The sequence below is a fragment of the Enterococcus sp. BWR-S5 genome (assembly GCF_016745255.1).
Taxonomy (GTDB): domain Bacteria; phylum Bacillota; class Bacilli; order Lactobacillales; family Enterococcaceae; genus Enterococcus_L.
Genome location: NZ_JADOEQ010000006.1, coordinates 21,097 through 42,187 on the forward strand (window position 1 = coordinate 21,097; position 21,091 = coordinate 42,187).

Annotated in this window: 17 protein-coding genes; 12 read left to right on the forward strand and 5 right to left on the reverse strand. The window is 40.9% G+C overall.

The genetic code is table 11. The annotated features are described in order from the left end of the window. Nucleotides 1-170: 170 nt before the first annotated feature. The 5 genes from recX (at nt 171) to ntdP (ending at nt 4,710) form a co-directional block, all read left to right on the forward strand. Nucleotides 171-974, forward strand: coding sequence for a recombination regulator RecX (gene recX, locus IW510_RS08730; protein ID WP_202058680.1), 804 nt, complete (start codon nt 171-173; stop codon nt 972-974). Next, the gene (mutY, locus tag IW510_RS08735) at nt 961-2,130 is read left to right on the forward strand and encodes an A/G-specific adenine glycosylase (RefSeq protein WP_202058681.1); all 1,170 of its coding nucleotides are present in this window, start codon (nt 961-963) and stop codon (nt 2,128-2,130) included. The genes recX and mutY overlap by 14 nt, the downstream gene beginning before the upstream one ends. A 212-nt stretch (nt 2,131-2,342) precedes the next feature. Then, nucleotides 2,343-2,792: a DUF6323 family protein gene (locus IW510_RS08740; RefSeq protein ID WP_202058683.1), complete on the forward strand. Its 450-nt coding sequence runs from the start codon at nt 2,343-2,345 to the stop codon at nt 2,790-2,792. Further along, nucleotides 2,767-4,017 carry a DUF6179 domain-containing protein gene (locus IW510_RS08745; protein ID WP_202058685.1) on the forward strand — a complete coding sequence of 417 codons (1,251 nt, stop codon included), beginning with the start codon at nt 2,767-2,769 and terminating at the stop codon, nt 4,015-4,017. The genes IW510_RS08740 and IW510_RS08745 overlap by 26 nt, the downstream gene beginning before the upstream one ends. 159 nt (nt 4,018-4,176) lie before the next feature. Continuing rightward, on the forward strand, nt 4,177-4,710 hold the full coding sequence (ntdP, locus tag IW510_RS08750; protein ID WP_086349002.1) for a nucleoside tri-diphosphate phosphatase: 534 nt from the start codon (nt 4,177-4,179) through the stop codon (nt 4,708-4,710). Between the two features lie 81 nt (nt 4,711-4,791). On the opposite strand, the gene IW510_RS08755 is transcribed toward ntdP, so the two are convergent. The 5 genes from IW510_RS08755 to IW510_RS08775 all read right to left on the reverse strand — a co-directional run bounded on the left by IW510_RS08755 (nt 4,792) and on the right by IW510_RS08775 (nt 11,323). Continuing rightward, on the reverse strand, nt 4,792-5,631 hold the full coding sequence (locus IW510_RS08755) for a sugar phosphate isomerase/epimerase family protein (protein ID WP_202058686.1): 840 nt from the start codon (nt 5,629-5,631) through the stop codon (nt 4,792-4,794). A 63-nt stretch (nt 5,632-5,694) separates the two neighbouring features. Then, nucleotides 5,695-7,083 (reverse strand): glucuronate isomerase, encoded by a 1,389-nt coding sequence (gene uxaC / locus IW510_RS08760; protein WP_202058687.1) that lies wholly within the window; start codon nt 7,081-7,083, stop codon nt 5,695-5,697. 240 nt (nt 7,084-7,323) lie between these two features. Next, nucleotides 7,324-8,829, reverse strand: a complete 1,506-nt coding sequence (locus IW510_RS08765) for a UxaA family hydrolase (protein ID WP_202058688.1) — start codon at nt 8,827-8,829, stop codon at nt 7,324-7,326. Beyond that, nucleotides 8,822-10,249, reverse strand: a complete 1,428-nt coding sequence (locus IW510_RS08770) for a tagaturonate reductase (RefSeq protein WP_202058689.1) — start codon at nt 10,247-10,249, stop codon at nt 8,822-8,824. The genes IW510_RS08765 and IW510_RS08770 overlap by 8 nt, the downstream gene beginning before the upstream one ends. Before the next feature lie 69 nt (nt 10,250-10,318). After that, the gene (locus IW510_RS08775) at nt 10,319-11,323 is read right to left on the reverse strand and encodes a LacI family DNA-binding transcriptional regulator (protein WP_202058691.1); all 1,005 of its coding nucleotides are present in this window, start codon (nt 11,321-11,323) and stop codon (nt 10,319-10,321) included. A 304-nt stretch (nt 11,324-11,627) separates the two neighbouring features. On the opposite strand from IW510_RS08775, the gene IW510_RS08780 reads away from it, so the two are divergent. The 7 genes from IW510_RS08780 (at nt 11,628) to IW510_RS08810 (ending at nt 21,048) form a co-directional block, all read left to right on the forward strand. Next, the gene (locus IW510_RS08780) at nt 11,628-12,953 is read left to right on the forward strand and encodes a glycoside hydrolase family 28 protein (protein WP_202058693.1); all 1,326 of its coding nucleotides are present in this window, start codon (nt 11,628-11,630) and stop codon (nt 12,951-12,953) included. A gap of 50 nt (nt 12,954-13,003) precedes the next feature. Then, complete coding sequence (locus IW510_RS08785; RefSeq protein WP_202058695.1) at nt 13,004-14,737, forward strand: sensor histidine kinase; 1,734 nt, start codon at nt 13,004-13,006, stop codon at nt 14,735-14,737. Nucleotides 14,738-14,805: 68 nt separating this feature from the next. Next, complete coding sequence (locus tag IW510_RS08790; protein WP_202058697.1) at nt 14,806-16,284, forward strand: response regulator transcription factor; 1,479 nt, start codon at nt 14,806-14,808, stop codon at nt 16,282-16,284. A gap of 441 nt (nt 16,285-16,725) precedes the next feature. Then, a complete protein-coding gene (locus IW510_RS08795; RefSeq protein WP_202058699.1) occupies nt 16,726-17,640 on the forward strand; it encodes a carbohydrate ABC transporter permease in 915 nt (304 codons plus the stop codon). A gap of 4 nt (nt 17,641-17,644) precedes the next feature. Next, complete coding sequence (locus tag IW510_RS21280; protein ID WP_202058700.1) at nt 17,645-18,481, forward strand: carbohydrate ABC transporter permease; 837 nt, start codon at nt 17,645-17,647, stop codon at nt 18,479-18,481. A gap of 16 nt (nt 18,482-18,497) precedes the next feature. Then, on the forward strand, nt 18,498-19,826 hold the full coding sequence (locus IW510_RS08805) for an ABC transporter substrate-binding protein (RefSeq protein WP_202058702.1): 1,329 nt from the start codon (nt 18,498-18,500) through the stop codon (nt 19,824-19,826). 271 nt (nt 19,827-20,097) lie between these two features. Next, on the forward strand, nt 20,098-21,048 hold the full coding sequence (locus tag IW510_RS08810) for an alpha/beta hydrolase (protein WP_202058704.1): 951 nt from the start codon (nt 20,098-20,100) through the stop codon (nt 21,046-21,048). Nucleotides 21,049-21,091 lie beyond the last annotated feature (43 nt).

Below are 21,091 nucleotides of genomic sequence, written 5' to 3' on the forward strand. Positions count from 1 at the left end.
GGTATTCTTTCGTTTGTTGTAATAAAGTGTATCAGGGGCTGTGCAATTAAGACATGCTAAGCAAAAATGTCCTGACTTCTTTCATTTTAGCATAGATTTTTTGGTTTGGCTCCCTCATAATAGATGTGATATAGTAGAATGTATGTTCTGATTAGGAAGGGCGGAAAAAGATGGAAACCATCGTGAAAATAACAAGAGAAAAAATGCAATTCTATCTTATCTGGCTATCTTCAGGTGAAAAACTGCGTGTATCTGAGGATATACTCGTTAAGTATCGATTGCTGAAGGATCAGGAAGTATCAGAAGAGCTGATTGCAGAAATTAAAAAGGCCGGCTCCTATGACGTTGGTTTGCAGCTGGCTTTGCATTATCTAAGCTATCAGCTTCGTACAAAAAAAGAAATTCGCGACTATCTCAGAGAGAAGGAAGTCGCTCAGCAAGATAGAGAAAAGATTGTTGCTCAGCTTCAAGAAATGCAGCTGCTTGATGACTATTTATATAGTGAAAGCTACGTTCGTACAGTAATGAAAACTTCGGATAAAGGGCCGTCTCAAATTGCGCAGCAGCTGAAGCAAAAAGGTATCGAAGAAGAAGCCGTACAGCAGGGATTAGCGCTTTATACAGAAAATGAACAGCTGCTTACAGCTTCAAAGGCTGCTGAAAAAGGCATGCGGCGTTATCGGGATAAGAGCTTTAAGGATGCCTTACAGAAGACCAAGATGTATTTGATTCAGCGAGGCTTTTCAAAGGATATTGCGGATCAGGCGATGACAGAGCTGGAATTTGAAAAGGATGAGGAGCAAGAGCTGGAGCAGTTGAAAAAACAAGGAGATAGACTGTGGGCGAGACATCATAAGCTGGAGCCTGGTAAACGCAGCTTGAAAATCAGGCAATCGTTGTACCAAAAGGGCTTTGATTATGACCTTATTTCTCAGTTTATCAGTGAAAAGGAATTAGAAGATGACGAAGAATAAATGGGAGTCATGGACTCCTGAAGCAACTAAAGATTTTCAACTAACCTTTATTTCATGGTATGAAAAGGAAAAACGGAATCTGCCTTGGCGTGTAAACCAAGACCCGTATCGGATATGGATATCGGAGATTATGCTGCAGCAGACTCGAGTAGATACGGTAATTGATTATTACTATCGCTTTATGGAGTGGTTTCCAACAATCAGTGATTTGGCAGAAGCCCCAGACGATCGCCTGTTGAAAGCTTGGGAAGGACTGGGCTATTATTCCAGAGCCAGAAACTTGAAGGCTGCTGCCCAGCAAATTGTCAGCGATTTTGATGGACAAATGCCGCAAACCATTGATGAAATCAGAGAGCTTAAGGGAATTGGACCTTATACGGCAGGAGCAATCGGAAGTATCGCCTTTGAGCTTCCTGAGCCTGCAATTGACGGCAATGTCATGCGGGTTGTGAGTCGCTTGTTTGAAATCGATGCGGATATCGCCAAAGCTTCCAGTCGAAAAATCTTTGATGAGGCAATGCGAACAATTATTGATGAACAGCGTCCGGGAGATTTCAATCAGGCAATGATGGACTTGGGCTCGGCAATCTGCACCCCAACTTCTCCAAAATGCGAGGAGTGTCCAATCAGTGCGTATTGTGAGAGCTATGCACAGGGAACGATGACTAATTATCCTGTAAAAACGAAGAAACAGAAGCCAAAGGATGTCTATTATATTGGCACAATCATTGAAAACAAGCAGCAGGAATATCTGTTGGAGCAGCGTGGAGAAAATGGTTTGTTGGCAAATATGTGGCTGTTTCCGATTCAAGAGGTCAGTAAAAAAGTTTTTGAACAGATGCAAAGCGAGTGGAGCGAAGAAGAACAACAGCTTTCTTTGGCGTTGGATCAAGAACAAGAGCTAATGGTAGCGGAAGAAAACGTCGTACCATTAGAGGGCTATGACCATGTTGTCTGGCAAAAAAGAAATCTTGGCGAGGTCACGCATATTTTCAGTCATTTGAAATGGCATATTCTAGTTTTTTATGGCAGAAATACCGGTGAAATGACGCTTGAAGAGAATCAAGAGTGGGTATCTGCTGACCGTTTCTCAGATTATGTTTTTCCAAAGCCGCAGCAGAAAATGGCTGCGTTGCTTGAGCAGGAGATGCGTTAAGAGTATAGACTGTTATGTGGTATGTTATTTTAATCTGTGGTTGATTCGTACTTATTTAAATAAAAAAGCAAAAAGAAGAGAAAAATATCCATGAAAAGTGGATTTTTTTTCTTCTTTCTATTTCTATATTACCACAAAATAGGGTGGAAAAACAGACTGTTCTTTTTTTGTTTTATGTGTTATTAAGTATTATCAACAAAGGAGGGGTAACTATGGATTATACTCTTGTTTCGTTATTTAATGATGTTCAGCCAATGGAAGTTAAGGCGTTGAATCAGCTGATTCAACGACAGGAGCTTCATTTATCGCAACAGCAGTTTCAGGAGTTGACTCTTAAGAAGGCGGAGGCGCTAGAGGCAAATCATTTGATTGATTTATCAGCAGAAAGCCAAAGCTATATCGCTGTAAAGCTGGCTCAGTCAACCTTGATAACCAAGGAAAATTATCTTCAGTATCTAGTCGATTTACAGGAAAGCTTCTATTTTTTGAGGGCCAGTCTGCTGTTCTCCTATTCTGATGAGGACCTTTTGGAAAAGCTGTTATCTGTTTTTGAAGAGTATGAAGGAGCTATCTCGCCTATGCAAGGGGTACTTGAAGAGTGGGCAATTAAAGTAAACTTAGAGGAAGGTGCAGTGGATGGAAGAGCTGACGACTCAATTTGACCGAAACGAAATTCTGTTTTTATTGAAGCGATTGATGGCTGAAAAAATGAGTGGTACAACAAGTATGCCAATTGATGAGGGAGAGAATCTGCTGCAGTCGATTTTATATACATTGACTTATGCTGAAACAGATGAGGTGATGGGAAAGATATCCGTTTCAGAAAGATTTAAGCAAGGGAAGCAGGCAATAAAAAAACAGCTGAAGCAGACTACTGAGCTGTACAAGCAGGTTTTGAAGACGAACAATCAACTGCCGATTGACTCTTATCAAAATCTTTTGAGAGATTTCGCTGATTTTTTTACCAGCTATGATATCGATTATGCGGCTCATCAAACGGGCAGCCTGTGGATTGACTATCAATTGGCATTTCCAATCGATGACCAGCGAACGAAAGGTGTTGATTTTGTCTCTGCCTATTTGGAAAGCTTGTTTTATGAAAATCTCTTTTGTACCTGCTTTTCTAAGCAGCAACTACTGGAGCTGTTTGAAGCCTATGGCAAACAGCTTCAGATGGATTATCGCAGAGACATTAACAATATTTATGACCGTGTGTTTTTTCAGGCCATAGGACGATTACTGACAGGGGCAAGGAAATCATCGAGCTTGCTCTTAACGGAAACGGATTTTCAACAGCTGCAGAAAATAGTTGAACAGCAAACAGAGAGTCAGATTAGACAGGCGTTCACTCAGCTTTTATCAGCGCTGAGGCTTCCGAACCATATCTATTATCATAAAACCTTTCAACTGTTTTATGACCGGATGACAAAAGAAGCAACAAAGGACATGCGACAGACTTTTTTCATCTTTCAACAACCAACTGTCTCACTGTTCTTAGTGAATGAGGGAATGCTGGCAGCTGACTTCTCTGCGGTCGTAACCAGTATAGAACGAGTGCAAAGCAAAGAAAAAATTGAGCTGCTGTTAAAAAATTTCCTATCCATTTATGATTATTTGGATTTTTTCGAACTGGAGCTGTTGAACGATAAAGAGTACGAGTTGTTGTTTGCCCAGTTGGGTATAGAAATGCTTGCGGTATTTATTAAGTTTATCGAAAGAGAGGAGCGAGAAGAAGCGGCAGAGGTCGAAGCGTTCGTCCATCAGTTCTTTGAAGCGAATTGGAAACAGCAACTGCAAAGCTACTTAAAATCATTGCCTAATGATGCTGTGCGGGAGTTGAATAACTATTTGAGGGGGATTGAATTGCCGCCTTTAGATTTTCAATGAGAATAGGAACTCTCTTGTATGCAAAAGAAAAAATTGTGCTATAATTAAGAGGATATCGATGTAATGAGCACCTGGGGCTGAGACATTAGTGATTTGGCAACTCCAAAACGGTGTTCCAAACCAGCTTTTGTCGCTACCTCACGGGAAAGCAGGGGTACTATGAAGATTCCTAAAGAAGGAGAGTTTGTAACCATTCAGAGTTATAAACATGACGGTCATTTACATCGAACCTGGCGAGATACCATGGTATTAAAGACAAGTGAGTATTCCTTAATTGGCGTGAACGATCATACTTTGGTAACAGAGTCTGATGGTCGCCGTTGGGTTACTCGTGAGCCGGCTATTGTTTATTTTCATAAAAAATACTGGTTCAACGTAATAGCAATGATCAGAGAAAAGGGGGTTTCTTATTATTGCAATCTGGCTTCACCGTTTCTTTTAGATGACGAAGCTTTAAAGTATATTGATTATGATTTGGATATCAAGGTTTTTCCTGATGGAGAAAAACGTTTGCTTGATGTAGATGAATACGAATTTCACAGCAAGATCATGAATTATCCGAATGATATCGATTTTATTTTGAAGGAGAATGTAAAAATTCTTGTGGATTGGATTAATAACGAACGCGGACCATTTTCTGAGGCTTATATTGATATCTGGTATCAGCGTTATCAGCAGCTTGCTAAAAAGTAGTCGATGTAAAGAATCAGATTGAATATAAAACACCCTGAGTAATCACGCTCAGGGTGTTTTATTGTTTTCTAAAGGCTTATTTTAGCAGTTGTTATAACCCTCAGATAGTTTTTCAAGTGCAAAAGGAACATCAGGTTCAGTTGTGGCTTCGAGACTGGCAAACATCAGGGGTTTATCATGTTTCAGGAAGCTAAGTATCTGATCGTATTTCATCCAGCCCGTTCCGACAGGTACAATTTTCACCTGATTGTTTTCAATCACAAAATCCTTTAGATGGAAACAACTGATGTCATCACGAAGATCATTCAGGGCATGAAAGACAACTTCTTCCTGTTTCTGATGGTTGTCTACTGAAATCAAGTTTGCACAGTCCATGATAATCTTCAAATTCGGTGATTGTACCTCATTAATCAGGCGCCGAGCAAGCGCCGAGGTATAAAGCGGATGATTGATACCCGCCTCAATGCCAACAGTCACACCGAATTGTTCTGCGAATGCCACCATCTCAATGACGGAATCACGGGCGAGCTGATACGCTTCTTCCGTGTAATTCTTTGTGGTGTAGCCATTTCCAACGCTCCCTGTTTCTGTACCAACCACTGCGGCATGATAATCGTTTGCCAAGGTGATGTGATGCTTGAAACTGTCAATTTCCTGTTTTCTAATTTGAGGGTCCGGACTGGCAAGATTGACATAACAGCCAAGGATAGAAATTTTTATCCCCAGATTTTGCAAGTAGTCCCCAATATAACTGGCTGTCCCGCTGGAAATACTTGTCAACGTAGGAGCCATTTCAGGGAAAGATTTTTTTATCGCAAATTGAATATGTGTAAAACTGTAATGCCGGATTTTTTCTCCCAGCTCTTCACGTGTGTCAGCAGTAAGATCATGAGCACGAATACCCAGATTTAAAGGAATCATTGCGCGGCCTCTTTTCTTAGAATTTCTTTTAGTACATGTCAGATGACAAAATAGTTCATCAATTTAGAAGGCGAAATAGCTTTCTGCATTTTTATAGCTGACAGCTTTTACGAGATCAGCCAGAAGCTGTTCGTCCGTCGGTGCTTCGCCACGTTCCACAATTTCACCGATAAACTCGCAAAGAACACGGCGGAAATATTCATGCCGAGTGTAAGACAGGAAGCTGCGGGAGTCCGTCAGCATACCGACAAAATTGTGTAAGACACTTCCATCTGCCAGTTGAGTCAGCTGTTGTCGCATGCCGGCACGTGTATCGTTGAACCACCAGCCTGATCCCAGCTGCAGTTTACCGGCAACCTCTTTTTGGAAACAGCCAAGCAAAGCGACTAGTGCAGGATAATCATTTGGATTCAACGAGTACAAAATTGTTTTTGGCAGCTGATCGGTCTGTTCTGCGCGATTCAGTAATTTTTGCAGCGGAATAGTCAATGAAAGGTCGTTGATGCCATCGTATCCGGTATCCGGACCTAACTGTTTCAGCATGCGGTCATTACAATTACGGTAAGCGTGGATATGCAGCTGCATCGTCCAATTGTATTTATGATAGAAATGGATGAGATGAATCAAGGTCTCTGTTCGGTAAGCATCAATTTCTTTGTCAGTCAGTGTTTTACCTGCTAATCCTTTTTGAAAAATTACCTCCAACGTTTCTGCATCGGCCTCCTCGTAACGAAGGATATCCAATGCATGATCGGAAAGACGACCTCCCAGCTCGTGGAAATAGTCCACCCGACTACCTAAAACGGCAATCAATTCTTCATAGTTGGTTACAGGCTGGTCGCTGGCCTCAGCTAATCGCTTAATCCACTGTGGAAAACCCGATTGATTGATATTTAGTGCTTTGTCAGGACGGAAAGAAGGCAGCACCTTGAAGCGTGATTCCTCCTGTGCTAATAGCTTGTGATAGCTGAGATCGTCTGCGGGATCATCTGTGGTACAGACGACCTTTACATTTGACTGGCTGATAATCTCTCTTCGCTTAAAGCTGTCGGCTGCCAGCTTTCCGTTTGCCAGCTGCCAAATTTGTTCTGTGTTTTCTTTGTTTACCAAAAGGTCTATGTCAAAGAACCGCTTCAATTCAAGATGCGTCCATGTATACAAAGGGTTTCCAATAAGCTTTGGAACAGTCTCACACCAGACTGCAAATTTATCATAGTCTGAAGCGTCCCCTGTGATATGAGATTCAGGAACACCGCAGGCCCGCATTAAGCGCCATTTGTAGTGGTCACCGTAAAGCCAGGCAGCGGTAATATTTGCAAAGTTTTTGTTTTCATAAATTTCCTTTGGTTCTAAGTGACAGTGATAGTCAATAATTGGCATCGCTTTAGCATGATTGTGATAGAGCGTTTTTGCCCAATCGGTAGACAGTAAGAAATCGTCGTTTAAAAACATAGAGGTTATTCCTTCTTTCTAAGTATTTTCACTATTCATAGTGTGGTGAAATAGAAGTAGTGTATGTTACAGTTGAAGGGTTACGGTTCAACTGTAATAAGTGATGAGTATCACAAGAGACCGGTCGAAATAGTCTTGGTAATCGCACAGATTAGTAAGTAAATCTGTTGGACAATGTGGACTCTTCAGCGCTTCATAGACTTTTGGGAGCTGGTGATGGACAGCTCCCAAAAAGAAAAATTACAAGGTTACACCGTTTTTGAAGATTGCCACTTCGCGGACATCGTTTTCTTCATTTCGTGTCTGTTCACCGCTTGCAACAGCAATCAGTTTTGTAATAAATTCTTGTAACACATCCTCCATTGAGCGCTCCAACAATGAGCCCGCATTGAAATCCATCCAGTGACCTTTTCTTTCAAAAATCGTATTATTGGTTGCGACCTTGACTGTCGGTACATAGGCACCAAATGGCGTTCCCCGACCAGTTGTGAATAGAACCATGTGACAATCGGAGGAAGCCAATGCAGAAGCCGCAACTAGATCGTTTCCTGGTGCTTGCAATAAGCTCAAACCTTTTTTAGAGAGCTTTTCTCCGTATTTCAGTACATCAACAACAGGTGCTGTACCGGCTTTTTGGGTACAGCCCAATGATTTATCTTCCAGCGTTGTGATTCCTCCGGCTTTGTTTCCCGGTGAAGGATTTTCGTAAACAGGCTCGCCATAAGACAGAAAATATTGTTTGAAATCGTTAATCAAATGGACAATATCGTTAAACACTTCTTCGTTTTCTGCTCTAGCCATCAGCATCTGTTCCGCACCGAACATTTCTGGTACCTCAGTGAGAATGGTACTGCCGCCTTGGGCAATCAAGAAATCTGAAAAAGCACCAAGCAAAGGATTTGCTGTGATTCCTGAGAAGCCATCTGAGCCTCCGCATTTTAATCCAACATTCAGTTCTGAAAGGGGAACTTCTTCTCGTTGGTCGTTCTTGGCTTCTTGATAGAGCTCTTCCAGAAGCTCAACGCCTTTTTCTACTTCATCATAGACCTCCTGAGCAACTAAGAACTTCACTCGGTTTTCATCATACGCGCCCAGCTTTTCTTTGAATGCAGGAATTGTATTGTTTTCACAGCCTAAGCCAAAGACAAGCACACCTCCTGCGTTCGGGTGTTTAACCGCATCAATCAAGACATCACGCGTGTTTTGATGATCGGTTCCCAGCTGAGAACAGCCATAGGGATGTTTGAGAATAGTGATATTATCAAAGGGCCCTAAGTCAGGATGCTTCGCTTTGAATTCCTTCAGCATCAGCTCTGCCATACCGTTAACGCAGCCAACCGTAGGTATGATGAACAGGTCATTTCGAATGCCGACTTTCCCATTAGCCCGTTTGTAGCCTTGGAAGGTTAGGTTCGTTTTAGGATAATGAACCTGCTGCAGATTTGGTTGATAGGAATAATCCAGTTCACCGGCCAAATTGGTTTTCACGTTATGTGTGTGAAGCCAGTCACCGATAAAAACATCGCAAAGAGTATGACCAATGGGATAGCCGTATTTCAGCACATCATGTCCTTCAGGCATGTCTACTAAAGCAATCTTATGTCCTTGAGGAATATCCTGATTGGCAGTGATTTCGAAGTCATTTAGTATCACGTGTTCTCCCTGTTTGATAGGGCGAAGAGCAACGGCAACGGTATCATAAGGATTCAGCTTCATTAATGGTGATTTAGTCAATAATTCAGGCATAGATTTTCTCTCCTTTATTCAACTCTTGAATCATTTTTCTTGAACCAATCGTTTCAAGCTGTGAAATATAGTATTGGACTTGTTCTGAAAGTCCTGAAACAGCAGTCAAATCTTGCCCCCATAATTCCTTTGCGGAAAGAATCGTTTCAACCACGGTATCAGGTGTTTGCCAAGCTTGTTCAAAAAGTGTAATCACCGCAGCATCATCCTGCGGCTGGAATTTATCCCCACGGTAAGTTAGGATTAGCGCAGCCAAAGCAGCAGTCATGTAAGGCGGCAGTTCATATTTATTTTTCTGATAGTCTAAAAGTATAGGAAGAAGTCTGGCTTTGTATTTTGATACGCTGTTCAAGGCAATCGATGTCAGCATGTGATGAACAAAGGGATTCAAAAAGCGTTCCTTGATTTGTTCTGCATAGATTGTCAGCTCATTTTCAGGAAGACTCAGCATTGGTATCAACTCGTCTGAAAACAAATGGTCAATAAAGTGACGGAAGTCTTGATCCTTCATAACACCCTCTACAGTTTCTATATCTGCCAGTAATGCCAACGGAACCATTGCTGTATGAGGTCCATTCAGCAAATGAACCTTTCTTTCGCGGTAAGGAGTCATATCGTCTGTAACAATAACGTTTAATCCAGCTTTTTCTAAAGGCAAGCTCTCTTTCAATGACTGCGGTCCTTCGATAACCCAAAGCATAAATGGCTCGGCTTTGACCATCAAGCTGTCTTCATACCCATGCTTTTCATTTAGCTCGGCAGCGGAATCTCTCGGATAGCCGGGAACAATGCGGTCGACCAAACTACAGCAGAAAGTATTTTCAGCTTCCAACCAGTGGAGGAAATCAGCCCCTAATTGCCAGTCTTTTGCATAGGTCTGTACAATTTCTTTCAGCTTTTCGCCATTTCGGTCAATCAATTCGCAAGGAATAATCGTAAAGCCTTTTTTTCCAAGCTCAAAGCGTCTGTACAGCAAAGCGGTCAGCTTGCCTGGATAGCTTTGCTGAGGGTGGTCGGAAAGCTGATCCGAAGGGGTGTACTGAATACCAGCTTCGGTTGTGTTGGAAACGATAAACTCAATTGAATCGTTTTCAGCCAAAGCCAGATAATCGTCCCACTCCTTGTAAGGGTTAATCACTGTATCAATCACAGAAATGATTTCGGAGGTGTTGATGATTTCCTTGTTCAGCAGCCCCTCAAGAATCACTGTATACAAATAATCCTGCTTCTTCAGCATTTCCCCTAAGCCCTGATCGATTGGTTGAACAACAGCCACACTGCCCTTGAACAGCTGCTGCTTATTCATCTCCTGAATTTGCCAGTCGACAAACCCGCGCATGAAGTTCCCCTCACCAAATTGAATAACTTTTACGGGCTGTTCCTTGTTGGTTTCAATGATTCTTTTTGATAGTTTTTCCATAGCTTTAACAAACTCCTTTTCTTTTGAGTATAATTGCACACGTGAACATTTTTATTTAAAACAAAGACATTACGTCTTTGAAATTGCTGCTACTGACTCTCGAATCTGAAGACTGGTTTTAATGCGATATTGCTGCGGTTTGATTTTTGCACCATTAATCATTTCTAGTAGAAGCTCTGTCCCAGTCTGACTAATTTCCTTGATTGGTTTATGGACCGTTGTCAAAGGAGGATTCAAATAAGCAACAAGCTTACTATCATCAAATCCAATCAGAGAAATATCTGCGGGAATTTGGAACCCTTTTTCTGCTGCCGCTCTCATTGCACCAATCGCCATGTCGTCATTTGCACAGAATACCAATGTTGGAAGGGGAGATAAGGCTAGAATTTGCTTCATTTCTGTAAAGCCGCTCTCAATGCTGTAGTCTCCTCTAAAGAAATAGTCATGGTTGATAGGCAGCTGATTTTTTTCCATGCTGTTAATCAGACCTTGCTTCCGTTCGTTAGAAGAACGGAAATCATCCTTCCCTCCAATGTAGGCAATTTTTTCGTGCCCAAGCTGGATGGCATAATCAATCGCTTCTGTTACTCCCTCCGCATCATTTGCAAGAACATTAATAATTTCAGCGTCATCTAAAGGACGATTGAGGACGACAAAGGGTATTTTTTGCTGCTTGACATAATCAATGAAAGAACCATCATTATCACTTTGGCTCATAATCACAATCCCGTCATAGCGTTGGAAGTTAACACGTTCCAAGGCTTGGATTTCATCAATTCCCTCTACAGAGAGACTGTAGCTTTCGTCTAAAATAGAGTGGATACCGGTAATGACATCTACTAAAAAGCTGGAGCTGGTTCCCTGATCGATACTGGAAAAGAAAAGACCAATCATATAATTTTTTTGATTCACTAGACTTTTTGCATTGAAATTCGGAACATAGTTCAATTCCTCAGCAATTTTTTGAATTTTTTTTCGCGTGTCAAGCTTGATTAATGGATTATCATTCAACGCACGGGAAACGGTAGTATGGGAAACACCTGCCACTTTTGCGATATCTTTTATAGTAACCATAATCCACCTCGTTTTTTATAATTGTGAACGTTAACATCATAGTATGAAATCTTTAGAATGTCAATATTAAAATGCTTATTTAACAGCGATGCACACGTGAAAATTAGGTTGGAATTTTTCGTTGAATGTGATAGTCTATTGTTGAAGGATTCATTTTGACTGAAGGTTGCTGTTTCAAAATGAAAAGGCATTCAGTTTCTGTAGAAGCTTGATAAGAATACAGAGGCTTGTTTTCATTCAACTCGGAGTGAAAGTGACGAGGTTGGAAGCAGCAGATAAATTTTTTTGTGGAAGGGGTTTGAGCATGGGAGCAATCGATTATACGATTACAGATTTTGGTGCATCATCGAAGGCACAAATGAACACAGAAGCGATTCAACGAGCAATTGATGCAGCAAGTGAGGCAGGAGGAGGAAGAGTGGTGATTCCCGCTGGAACATTTATGACGGGAGCACTGTTCCTGAAAAGTAACATCACACTTTATTTAAGCTCCGGTGCAGTCTTGAAATTTTCTGATAATCAGGAAGATTATCCAGTTGTTACCTCACGATGGGAAGGCGTTCAGCAAGAGGTTTACGCATCGTGTCTATACGCTGAAAATGCTGAGAATATCTCAGTAACGGGCTTCGGTGTACTTAATGGAAATGGAAAAAAATGGTGGGAGATTTTTAGAAATAGACAGTCTGAGCTTAAGTTTCCACGACCTAAATTAATCAGCTTTGATAACTGCAGCAGAATCACAATCAGAGATGTACGGTTGATTGATTCACCTAGCTGGACCGTTAATCCGATTCTTTGTGAAAATGTCACTGTTGATAATGTATCCATTCTCAATCCCGCAGATTCACCAAATACTGATGGGATTGATCCTGAATCCTGTAAAAATGTTCGTATCAGCAATTGTCATATTGATGTAGGGGACGATTGTATTGCAGTGAAGGCCGGGACTGAAGGAACAGAGAAGCGTGTCTCCTGTGAAAATGTAACGATTACTAACTGTACAATGGTTCATGGACATGGCGGTATCGTTCTCGGCAGCGAGATGAGCGGAGATATCCGAAACGTGACGATTACTAACTGCGTATTTCAAGGAACCGATCGAGGGATACGCTTGAAATCACGTCGTGGCAGAGGCGGTATTATAGAAGATATTCGCATTAGTAATCTTGTCATGGATAATGTGGTTTGTCCATTTATCATTAATTTGTATTACTTTTGGGGACCAAGCGGAGAGCAGCAGTATGTTTGGGATAAGAATCCGCAGCCGATTACAGAAGCCACGCCTTGCTTTCGCAGGCTTCATTTTATGAACATCACTGCTAAAAATGTACAGGCAGCAGCAGGGTTTATCTATGGCTTGGCTGAGCAATACGCATCAGATATTACATTTGATAATATTCGTATTTCTATGGCTGAGGAAGCTGAGGCGGGGGAGCCGGCGATGATGATGGGGATTGAAAAAATGAAAAATCAAGGCTTTATTATTCATTTTGCTGAAAATCTCGTATTCGAAAGAGTATCGATTGAGAATCATCTTGGACAAGCATTTCAGGTTGAGGAGTCAAGGGATGTAGAAATCTTGAATAGTCGGTCAAAAAAATTAGGGGAACGACATTTTGAGAAGCTCTAAGGTAGAATACAGCAGTGTAGACAGTTTCTGACAGAGAGGATCAATCAGCTATGAAAGAAAAACAAGAGAAATCTCGCTCCCTGAATACAGTTCTGAATACCTTTTACATTCTGTTTGTGGCAGTTATTATCATTTTTTCTCTGATTTTTTCCAGTATTACAACAACAAGAGAAGTAACAGATACCGCCTATACAAATGTCGAAAACACTTTGAAGGACCGTTACAGTGTACTTGAAAGAACCTTTGACCAAATGTTTGAACAGGTTGTAAATTTGAACAACAACCCCAATCTCCTTGAAGTGATTAATAATGAACGTGATGCCTTGAGACAAGCGGTAAATATGAACACAAGCATCAAGGATTTATACTATCGTTTTCAGGACGTTCTTGACTCCATCTATATCAATATCAACGATGGGGAATTCTTTTTTAATGGTGGAGAAATAGCACCAGGCTTGAACGAAATCAATTACCATACTTTTTTCGAGCTTGGAAACGGCGAAGCAAAGTATTTCTGGTTGGATTTTGATGAAAGCCCCTTTTCGCAGGATGAGAGAAAGACCATTTCTATTTGCAAAATAATTGGTGATAATTCATCTGAGGCAAGTGGTGTGATTGTCTTCAATCTGAGATATGACTACATTGAAAACTTGTTAAATGAAAGCTTTATAACAGATAACGGCCGTCTGTTTTTAGTAAGTCCTAAAACGAATATTTCTACGTCAGACCGCCTATTTCCTAAGGAGCTGTTTGAAGACTTGAATGACAGCTGGCAGGTAAAAGCTGTAGACGGTAAAAGCTATCATCTTGAAAGCCAGACCTTTGATTTAAATCAGTGGCGTTTAGTCGCTGTATTCCCGGATAAGGATTTGCAGAAAAGCCAATCAGCGTATCTCACTTTGGCAGCCGCACTATTTCTATTTTTATTTCTTGCCGGAACGATTATGGTGATTGTTGTCGGACGTTATATTTCCAAGCCTATTCAAAATCTTGCCAAGGAGATTGAAGCAACGAGTATCACGGATCATAAAGGACCTTTAGCAATCAATCAGAAGCATTTCAATGAACTGGCAGTGCTGTATCGCAGCTTCAATTCAATGATTGAAAAGAATGAACGTTTGTTAAATGAGAATGAAAAGAACCATGATGAGCGAAGCCGGTTGGAAATCGAGCTGCTTCAATCTCAGATTAACCCGCATTTTCTTTACAATACACTCTATTCTATCCAAAGCTTGAGTGATATGGGGATGAATAAGGATGCCTCCTTGATGACCCGTTCGTTGGCAGAATTTTATCGCACAGGGATTAGTAAAGGAAATCTGTTGGTTTCATTAGAGGAAGAGCTGGATCATGTGAAGAACTATTTAATGATTATGAGCTATCGCTATAGAGATCGTTTTGACTATAAGATAGAAGTAGAGCGACCGGAGCTTTTACAGGCGATGATTCCTAAAATTTCACTTCAGCCAATCGTTGAAAATTCCATTTATCACGGGTTGAAGGAACTGGCTGTTAAAGGACTGCTGGAAATACAAATCAAGGAGAGTAATGACAATGTTTTGCTGATTATAAGAGATAATGGCCGAGGAATACCTGATGAGCGGTTGAAGATTATCAATGAAGAGATTAACCTATCAGCTTTGAATAGCCGTAAGGTAACAGGAATTGGTCTGCGCAGTGTTAACTTAAGAATTAAAAATTGTTTTGGTGCTTCATATGGCTTGTGGATAGAAAATTGTGAACATGGGACCTTGATTAAAATAGTTATTCCAAAAGAGACATAACGAATGTCATAATCGGTGCTTTTGTTGGGGACACGTGTTGGAGAAGCAGATAACTAAGGAGAAAAACAATGAGAAAGCTATTAATTGTAGAAGATGAGTGGATCATTCGTAAGGCGTTAATGTCACTACCTTGGGAAACCATTGGCGTAACGGAGATACTTGAGGCGGACAATGGACAGGAAGGACTGTCCTGCTATAAAGAGCATCAGCCTCAGGTTATCCTTTCCGATATTAATATGCCGTTTGTCGATGGACTTGCAATGGGAAAAGAAATCGCGGCGCAAAGTAAAAGCTGCCAAATAATTTTCCTGACAGGCTACAGTGAGTTCAGTTATGCACAAGCAGCAATCAGTCTTAAGGCATTTGATTATATTTTGAAGCCAGTGGATGCTTCTGTTTTGCTGCCGCAGGTGGATGAAGCTTTCAAGTTGGTAGAAGAAGAGCTGTTGACAGAGCAGACTTCCTGGGAATATCAACGGCGAGAACTGATAAAGAAAATTATCCTTTCAAAAAAGAACGAAGAGAAAGAAAAAATTGAGGACTTCTTCCCTATTGAAGGAGCATACCTGTGTATGTGCTATTTTCTGAACAAGCAAACACTGGAGCTGCCGAGTACGGTTCACAAGGAGGTCCTGCGTTTGGAGGACAACACTTATTTTGCGCTGATTCAATTAGAACAACAGGCGGAATTTCAGAAGTGGTTGTCCAGTCCGGAGCTGAAAGAGCTTTTGTTGCGGCAAGAGGGGTGGATAGGACTTAGTTCAATTAGCAGTGATCCTAAAGAAATCAGCGACAAAATTATTGAAGCACGAATCAGCTTTGAAAAGAATAAGTTCGATCAGCCGGGAATCTATACCTATGATCTGCAAACGTCACGACTGGATTTCTCGCCAATCTTAATCGAGCTGGAACAAAGGCTTGCGCAGCAAATTGAGAACCGAGCACCAAAAAAATTCTACGAGATTTTGCGGTCTTTAGAAACGAATGGAACATTGATGACCTTGCCGCTTTCTCAGGTTCGTCCTTTTTTGATGAAGCAGGTGTTTATGCTGTTTCAGGCGGTTCCAAGTGTTATTTCCTGCGATGAGTTCACGGTTTATCAGAAAATAACCTCCAGTACAGTCGTTGGAGAAATGCTGTTTCCTGTTAAGGAAATGATTGAGTGTTGGCAGAAAAATCAAGAGGTTGGCAGTAAAGCGGATACGATTATTCAACAAGCCAAGCGTTTTATTGACAGTCATTATGCGGACGATGAAATATCCTTGCAGCGGGTCGCAGAAAATATTCATGTCTCAGCACCCTATTTAAGCAATCTATTCAAAAGTGAGACAGGGAAAAATTATACAGAATACCTATTCGAACGAAGAATGGCTGCTGCGTATCTGCTTCTTCGTGACACGAATAAAACAATTACAGAAATCTCTTTGGAAACCGGTTTTACTAACCCTAATTATTTTTCAAGCTGCTTTAAAAAAGACAGCGGTGTATCACCCAAGCAATATAGAAGCAAGTATAAAGAGGAACAAAAAGCCGCAACTGCTGAATGATATTTTTCCTGCAGCTGAAACTAGTATTTTTCGTTGAATAGAATGATGAGATGAAACAGAGTGAAGAAGAGACCTCTGTTTCATCTTTTTTTTTAACCATAGCTGTTCCGCTTTTCTCGCTTTTACATGTTCATTGATTGAAAAAGAATCAAAATACCTAGGTTGTTTCCTCTCATTTTTTTCATATCTTAAAATTTTATATGTTTGTCTTAAAATAATGAATGTTGGTTGTAACCGTTTTCTAGTATTTTAGTAGTATAGATAAATCCTATTGAATGGATGAGGGAAATAATTATTTATATTGCCTAAAGTGAAAACGAAAGATACGTTTCGTTTGAGGTATTGTCTAATAAGTGTTTCTTGTTTCAGCCATGTACAACGCTCATTTTATGTACATAGAACTTTTTCAGGATTTGTATAGAAAATGTTAGGAGGAGAAAAATGGAAACAGAAGTTACACTGCCCAAAGTGCAGAAGAAAAAGAAAAAGATTCAAAAAGCACCCTATTTGCTATTATTACCGACACTAGTAATGATTACGGCTCTTTTATTCTTTCCGATGGCAAGGATCTTCTACTACAGCTTTCAAAATTACGATATCTCAGCACCGTTTTATGATTCATTTGCTGGATTCGATAATTTTGTGAAGATTTTTACAGAAGATGCTTACTTTATTCCAAGCTTGATTAACAGTCTGAAATGGGTTGTCTCTCAAGTGGCACTGCAGCTGGGATTGGGTATGGGAATTGCATTGATTTTAAACAAAAAATTCAAGTTCAGAGGACTGACGAGGGGCTTCGTCTTTGTTCCTTGGGCGATTTCAGGGGTACTTACCTCAGTAATGTGGAGTCTGATGTATAACGAGCACATGGGGGTGTTCAATGATATTCTAATGAAAATCGGACTTATCAGCGAACCACAAGCTTTTCTGGCAAGTACCAACAGTGCGTTTATCGCTGTAGTAGTTGCAGAACTATGGCGCGGGATTCCTTTCTTTGCGGTAACGCTGTTGGCTTCTCTGCAAAGCATTCCGGAAGAGCTGTATGAAGCAGCGGCGATGGATGGTTCAAATCGTTGGACCTCGTTTATCAATATTACACTGCCGCAATTAAAACGGACAATCGTGTTAACTACTTTATTAAGAACTGTATGGGAATTCAATAATGTTGATTTGATGTACAACTTAACCAATGGCGGACCAGCCAACTCAACCATGACTTATGCAATGTATATTGCGAAAACAGCTGTTCACGGTAGTGACTTTGGTTATGGTTCAGCGTTGACAGTTGTGGCATTTCTGATTCTGACCATCATTGCATTAGTATATCTGAAGATTTCTAAATTCGAGGAGGCATAGTCTTGTGTATAATAGACAGGGAAAACTAGATAAAACATTGACCTTTTACTTTCCTCTAGCCATGATGCTGGTTTGGACATTGTTCCCGATTTACTGGACACTGAACACAGCGTTGAAGCCTGAGGGAGATATTATTCAAACACCGCTTCAATATTTACCATCAAGTCCGACGTTCCAGAATTTCATTAATGCCTGGAATGATGTCGGCTTTGAAAAATATTTTACTAACAGTGTCATAGTTGGCGTAGGAACAGTTCTTTTGACCTTGGTACTATCTGTATTAGCCGGCTATGCTTTAGCACGTTATGATTTCAAGGGAAAAAGAGTGTTCATGATGATTCTGCTGATGACACAGTTCATTCCGCGCTCTATGCTGATTATTCCGCTATTCGTAATGTTCAGTAATATTGGTATGATTAGTAATCCGATTTCATTGATGCTGGTCTATTCAGCGGTTCAGATTCCATTTTCTGCAATCCTGATGAGTGGATTTATTTCCGGGATTCCGGCAGAGCTGGAGGAAGCAGCAGCAATTGACGGTGCAACAAGAATGCAGGCGATTCGCCAAGTTATCGTACCTTTACTATTACCAGGTGTGGTAGCAACAGGTATCAACATTTTCGTCTATGCATGGAACGAATTCCTATTGGCATTGATGCTGACGAATGTTCAAAGCAAGTTTACATTACCGGTTGGTTTGAGCTTTATGATGGGTGAGTTTAACGTAAATTATGGCGCACTGGCAGCAGGAAGTATTATTGCTTTGATTCCATCAATCATTCTCTTTATGTTTGCACAGAAGCATTTAGTTAATGGAATGGGCGGAGCTGTTAAAGGATAAATTAGGAGGAATAAAAATGTCAAAGAAAGCGTTAAAGTTAGCAAGTGTATTGGCGTTAACAGGGTTATTGGTTGCGGGCTGCGGCTCGGGCAGCAGCGGTTCATCGAAATCTGCAAAAAGCGGTTCCGGGGATGGGGAAGATGTAAAGCTAACCTTCTGGGATGAAAATTCCGGTCCGGATAGAACGCCGATTTGGGAAAAGCTGATTGATGATTTTGAAAAAGAAAATCCAAACATCACGGTTGAATATGTAGGCTTACCAAAAGACGAAGCAAAATCAAAATTGGATGCAGCAATCGCTGCTAACGATACACCGGATGTAGCCTCTTTACAATCCAGCTGGCTGCCTGAATTTTCGATTCGTGGAGCTTTACTACCACTGGATGATTACTTGAAGGATTCAGAGCTCAAGGAGCTGATTAATGAAGGAGCGGTTGAATTCAACAAAGAAATCGTTCAAGATGGTAAACTCTATGGAATTCCTTACACACAGAACTTGGATATTCTATGGATTCGTGAAGATGTATTCGCGGAAAATAATCTGAACGCACCTGAAACATGGGATGACTTTTTCACAGATGTAGATAAGCTGACAACAGATGATATGTACGGCTACACTATTCGCGGCGGTGCCGGCGGTTCTCTTCAATTGCAACGTTTGATGTATGCGTACTCAGGAATCACAGAGTATGTTGACAAGAATGGCAAAGCGACAGTGAACGATCCAAAACATGTGGAATTTCTTGAAAAATATTTTGCACTGTACCAAAAAAACACACCGAAAAGTGATATCACAAACGGCTACAAAGAAATGGTTGCAGTTTTCGATACAGGAAAAGCAGCAATCCTGCATCATAACATCGGTTCCTTCGGAGAGCACAGCAAATCATTGGAGGCTGACCAGTTTGAAGCAGTACCATTGCCGAAATCAACAGAAGGCAACTATGTAGCAGAAGGCGGAAACACAATTGGAATCTCGGCGTTTGCCAACACAGATCATCCGGAAGAAGCTTGGAAGCTGGTGGAATTCTTGAATTCTGCTTCAAGTCAAAGCTACTGGAATGAAAAAATTGGACAAATTCCAACGAACTCAGATGTATTGAATGAAGATTGGATTAAGGATGCGCAGCATATCAAAGTTGCTTTTGAAGTTTATGATAATCCTGAAACTGAGTTGTATCAACCACCATTCTACCTGCCTGACTACCGTTCTATTTTAGATAACAAAGTAGATCCCGGTATCCAAGCAGTGATGAGTGGAGACAAGACAGTAGAAGCGTTCCTTGATGAATGGGCAAAAGCCATTGAGGACTCAAAAGTTAAATATGATGAGGCAATGAACTAAACAGGAAAAAATAAGCCTCTTTGCTTGAAATAATAGAAAAGTGATAAGATAATTGCTTCAATACTATTGGGAGATAGTTAGAGTAATAAATAGAAAAGAGATTGCACAGATGGGTCGTGCAGTCTCTTTTTTTATTGGGCATCATTTTATGAATGGAAAGGGATTTAATCAGGAGACGGCATACCCACATGAAATTTATAAGCCGAATAATTGTAGAAAGTAAACAGAGGGATTATCATTGTTTCATACTAAGAAGAAAGAAGGACTTTTCATGACAAAAAGAATTTCTTTAGAAAAATCAGCACTTGAATTTAGCGAAGCGAATGCAAATCCGCCGTTTATTTATCAATTACCTGTTGAAGAAGCACGTGCTCTGTTGGAAAAGGTTCAAGATTCTGATGTAGAAAAGCTGGATGCAGCAATTGATGACCAGGAATGGGACTTAGGGGAGCATGGAAAAATCAATGTGCGTACAGTAAAACCAAAAAATGCCGAAGGACAGCTGCCTGTCATTTTATATATTCATGGAGCCGGTTGGGTGCTTGGTAGTGCACATACTCATGACAAGCTGGTGCGAGAGCTGGCCGTGAGAACAAACTCAATTGTCTTTGTGCCTGAATACGATCGTTCACCTGAAGCTAAGTATCCGGTAGCTATTGAGCAAAGCTATGCGACTCTTTTGAAGATTGTTGCAGATGCGGATGGGACCTATGATATTAATCGACTGTCCATTGCCGGAGACAGTGTCGGAGGCAATATGGCAACCGTTGTGACGATGCTTGCGAAGGATCGAAAAGGACCAAAAATCAATCAACAGCTTCTATTTTATCCAGTAACCAATCATGCTTTTGATACTGAGTCTTACAATCAGTTTGCGACGGATTATTTCTTGGCAAAAGAAGGAATGAAATGGTTTTGGGATAATTATCTGCCTGAAGGACAGGATTCTACGATTAAGACGATTTCGCCGTTACAAGCAACGAAAGAAGACTTGGCAGGACTTCCTGCAGCACTGATTTTGAATGGTGAAGCAGATGTTCTGCGAGACGAAGGGGAAGAGTATGCACGTCACCTGCGTGAGGCAGGGGTGGATGTAACACAAATTCGTTTCCAAGGGATGATTCATGACTTTGTGATGGTCAATTCGATGGATCAAAGCAATGCTGCGAGAGCTGCTATGAATATTGCTACAGATTGGTTGAACAAAGGAAATGCAAAATAGTCGTAAAAAATAAGGAAAACTATTAGAAAAAATGGCCTGGGAT